Here is a 4,808-nt window from a genome sequence, read left to right as displayed (position 1 = left end):
ACCCGATAACACTTTGCCCCATGACCGAAAGAAAGCCGCGCATGTTGACCGGGCGGGGGCCGCGGGCCTGCACTGCCGGGTTGAGCATTCCGTCGAGCACATGCTTGAAGGGGACACTGGTCACGTCTTCGGGCTGCACACGCCGCGCTTCGGGGTTGCGCAGGCCACCGCCAAGGTCGATTACATAAAGATCAAGAGGAATGGAACTTACAAGCTGGCTGGCAACACCGGCGCTGTTTTCCGTAACGCTGTCTGATAGCTGGAACATTTCGGCATAGCTTTTCTCGTGGGCGTAGCGCATGACGTCGTGCAGAGAGGTGCAGTGCTCCGGCGTAAAGGTGTCGGCTCTGGGATCTACCAGATGCAGCGGCAGGATGTAGGTGGCCACGCGCCGCAAAAGCATGAGGGCGGGGCTGTCGGCCCTGGCCTGCGGCCGGGTAAGGCGCAAGGCCAGAAGCTCTGGAATTTCGCCGTCAAAGATCCTGCCTGTGAGGGCATCCACGGTGACCACCTGCCCCTCGCTGAGCACGCCCGTAACGCCGGGCAGATTCATAAGCGTGGGAACGCCGAATTCGCGGCAGATGGAAGCCATATGCCCGGTAAGACTGCCTGTCTGGGCGATAATGGCCGAGGCGCGCCGCATGGCCGACATGGCGCTGGGAGATGAGTGGTCCATAAGCATGACCGCGCCTTCGGGAAAGTGGGTAATATCTTCTCCATCACCCACAAAAACCACGGGGCCACAGCCTACGCCCCTGGCGGCCACGTCCGCGCCGGAAAGCAGGGGCCGCAGATGCCCAAGAATGGGCGCGGCTTTTTCTTCCGCCGTACTATCCAGCCCCATGGGGCGGGTCTGTAACAGGATGATCTGATCCTCTTCGTCCACAGCCCATTCCATATCCTGCGGGTACTGGTAGTGCCGTTCCAGCTCCATGGCCATGTCCGCCAGGCGGCGTACCTGGTCATCACTGAGACAGGGAACATCTTGCAAGGTATCCGGCACGGGGACCAGCTCGCTTTCCACCCCCGCCCCCTTGCGAACCAGGCGCAGGCGCACAGCCTTGTGGGCAATGGTGGTCTTGGTGATTTTTCCGGTAGCGCGCGACACCAACCATTGGTCCGGCGTACCCGAGCCGTCCACCACCATTTCGCCCAGACCCCACAGGCCGTTGATGACAATACTGTTGGAGCGCAGGTCTACGGGGTGGCGCGAAAAAACGACGCCTGCGGCGCGGGCGCGCACCATCTCTACACAGCACAGGCCCATGCCCGTGGCGTCAAGGGCATAGCCGTGGCTGGCACGATAGGTCAGGGCGCGGGGCGAAAAAAGGCTGGCAACAACGACCTTGAACGCCGGAATCAGGTCATTGCGTGTCACACCCAGCAGGCTGCGGTACTGTCCGGCAAAAGACTGCACCCCGTCTTCGGCAATGGCGCTGGAGCGCAGGGCCGCCACCACCTGGGGATCATCGTCATAAGCCATATCCCAGGCTTTGAGCAGGGCATCCTCCACTTCTTTGGGAACAACGGCCTCGCGGATGAGTTTTTCCACCTGGCGGGAAACAGCATTGATGTTATCCGGCTTGTCCGGGTCCACTGAGCGCAGCAGGGAATAAATGCTTTTGAAAAGTCCCGGTGTCCGCAGCAGAAAGATGGTTCCGGCCTTGATGGTAATGGCGAAACCGCGCGGCACGGGCATGTCGAGCATGTTTCGCAACTCGCCGAGGTTGGCGTTTTTGCCTCCCACGCTGTAGGCCATGCTGGCGTCCACTTCTGTAAGGTCCAGTGTCAGGCTGGGCACATCGCCACGGGTTCGTTGATCCAGCTCTTTTTCTATGCGTCCGGCAATGCTGTGCACGGCCGTATTCAGCCCCTGATGACGCTGGCCGGAAATATCGTTGAGTGCGGCGGCCATGCGGTCGCAACGAAAGATCGCCCGCCGGGCTTCTTTACGCACCTGGCTTGTCTCCATGTGGCGCTCGCCCTGCTGTGCGGCGTTAAGACCGGCCAGAATGCCTGCCAGGTCCGCATTGGCCTGAAGCAGTTCCTTGAATGAGGCATATCGCCTGTGAAAGGCGGTCATGGCCTGCTCGCGGGAAATGCGCGGCTTACGGCCAAAGAATTTTTTCAGTTTGCCGACCATGAATAGGCTCCACATAAGACGTTAAAAAGCGTGCATCAGCCGGAAAACGGTCTGCCCTGCACAACCACATAACGCTGCGCCGGGCCGCGCCCTTCTTTACGTACAAGGCCCATCTGCACAAAAAGCTGTAAGTCGTACTGTGCCGTGCGCATGGAAATATTTTCACCGACTAGCTGCTGGTATTCCTGGCGGCTTATGCTGCCCGCCTGTTCAATGCGTGGCCACATTTCCGTTTGGCGGTGATTGAGGCGGGGCATGTCGGCCTGCATGAAATTCATGCCGTCCGGAATCGCATTTGCCAGGGGGCGCTGATGCTGGCTGCCTCCCTCTCCGGCAGCGGCAGCGGCAGAACCGGCAGAGTGCGTGTCGTGTGCTCCGCCAGCCTCGTCTGGTCTGTCCGGGTTGCCGCGCGAGGCCTGGCCGTTTGCGGCATGCAGGGCATCCTGCGCCGGACCGGCGGAAGAAGGGGCGGCGGAAGCCGCACGGGGGCCGGAAAAATTGCCTTCTTCGCGTTCATGATCGTTTTGCCGCCCCGCGGGCTGGCCGGGAGAGCGACCAGCATCGGCCATTGCCGTTGGATTCGTTGTACCGGTCTGGTCCGTTGCTTTTGAGGCCGCCTGATCCTGCGGTGTTTCCGGCATCTCTCGGGATTCAGCCAAAGGCCCTTCGGGCGCGTCCTGGCCTGGCCGCCGGGCCGCTGTTTTTTTATTCGACGCTGCGGAAGCAGCTATGGGGCCGAGCTGAATATTCTCGGCATAGAGGATATCACCCTCGCAAAAGGTCAAGGCACGGGTAAGCGTGTTTTTTAGCTCGCGCACATTGCCGGGCCAGTCATAAGCCGTCAGTTTTGCCAGGGCGCCCCGGCTGACCTGGGGCATGCGCAATGACTTGCGCGCTCCGTGTGCCGGGGGAGACTGCGTTGGTCCGTGAGCAGCGGGTTCCGTGTTTTCCATTTGCGTTTCGGCGTCCATTTCCGCCGCCTTGGCGCGTGCTTTTACGGCTTCGGTCAGAAAGTAGACCGTCAGAGACGGAATATCTGTTTTTCTTTCCCGCAAGGGTGGCGTGTGAATGGTGATGACGGCCAGACGGTAATAAAGGTCTTCGCGGAAGGAACCTTCGCGCGCTTCGCTCAGGAGGGATGCATTGGTGGCGGCGATGATGCGTGTGTCAAAAGGCACCTCCTGATCGCTGCCCAGGGGGCGGATTCGCCGTGTGGACAGTGCCCGCAATAGTGCCTGCTGCACCTTGGGCGCGGCATTACCTACTTCATCCAGCATAAGGGTGCCGCCCTCGGCAGCCAGAAATGCTCCCTTGCGTGGCTGCCTGGCTTCGGTGAAAGCGCCCTTCACATGGCCGAACAGGGTATCCATAAGCAGGTTTTCGTCCAGCGCGCCGCAGTTGATGGTGATGAACGGCCCTGAAGCACGGGCGCTCAGGCGATGTATGGCTTCTGAAACCAGCTCTTTTCCGGTGCCGGTTTCGCCTACCACCAGCACATCCGCCAGCACCTGCGATGCCTTGCGCACCTGGTCATACAGCGTTTGCATGGCCGGCGACGTACCCACAAGGCCGCTGGCGGGCAGGTCTTCGGGGTGCGGCAGATCTGAAGCCGGTTCGCGCTGCCATTGGGCGTCCTGAAGGGCTTCGTGGCTGCGGCGTTCTTCCTTGGCCTGGCGCAAGCGCTTCAGCAGGGCGTTGATGCTGTTTTTGATGCGCTCCATTTCCAGAGGAAGCTGCGGCAGGTCAAGATCTTCGTCATTGTCGCGGACATTGCGGTTGCGCAGTTCGCCGGACATGACATTGAGCGATTTGCCCATCTGACGCGCCAGCCACCACAGGCTCAGGGCAAGAAGAACCATGCCGCCCATAAAGCTGACCGCATAAATGCCCATAATCTGCATGCCGGTGCGTGTGGTGGTGAAGCTGGTGTCCAGAACGGCCAGCCCTCCCAGCACCACAGCTTCGCCGCCGGAACCGGGGTTGAAGGCGACGGGAACGTAACTTACCCGTTCCACGCGCATCTGGCCGTTGCTCCATATGGTGCTGCTTTCTGTCATGGGCAGTTGCCCGGCATGTCCGCCCTGCACCTCGGCTACCATGCTCCAGTAATTGATGTGTTCCGGGCTGGGACGAAAGGCCATGCTGAAGCCGGGACGCCCGTAGTCGCCCCAAAAGCCCGCCCGAACCGCGTCGTTACCAAGGTTTTTGCCCGCAAGGGCCGCGTCGGGAATTTCAGACTGAAAGATCATCCAGCCGTCGCGGTCGAAAAACAGGCTGCGCACGCGTGTATCCGTGCCTGATGCGGCAATGGGCGCATCAGGCGAAGAATAGCGCGAAACGATGTTTCTCAGGTCCTTCATGTCCAGCGACAGCAGCAGATAGCCCTGGAAATTTCCGTTCTTGTCATGCACGGCGGTGAAAAAACGCAGTACATGCAACGAAACGCTTTGCAGGGATTTATCGACCGGAACCATCGCGTACACAGCCTCCATGGGCTGCCCCACATTGACATAGCCGGGCCGCTGATCACCCCCCAGGTTATGAAAAGGGCTTGCGGGGCTGTCGAGAGCCACCTGCATGGGGATATTTATGATGTGCCCATCATGGTTCAGCAGCAGATAGCGGCTTTCAGGGGTCAGACCCACATAGGCTACCTCCCGGTATT

At 60.4% G+C, this 4,808-nt stretch carries 2 protein-coding genes; both read right to left on the bottom strand.

Annotated features, from left to right (window positions below; genetic code table 11):
- On the bottom strand, positions 1-2,143 hold a 2,143-nt coding region (locus QZ377_RS10505; protein WP_291441095.1), incomplete at its 3' end, for a PEP/pyruvate-binding domain-containing protein.
- A 35-nt stretch (positions 2,144-2,178) separates the two neighbouring features.
- On the bottom strand, positions 2,179-4,808 hold a 2,630-nt coding region (locus tag QZ377_RS10500), incomplete at its 5' end, for a sigma 54-interacting transcriptional regulator (protein WP_291441094.1).

The organism is Desulfovibrio sp. (assembly GCF_019424165.1).
In the GTDB taxonomy this organism is placed as follows: domain Bacteria; phylum Desulfobacterota; class Desulfovibrionia; order Desulfovibrionales; family Desulfovibrionaceae; genus Desulfovibrio.
This window is presented reverse-complemented; position numbering and strand designations above follow the sequence as displayed.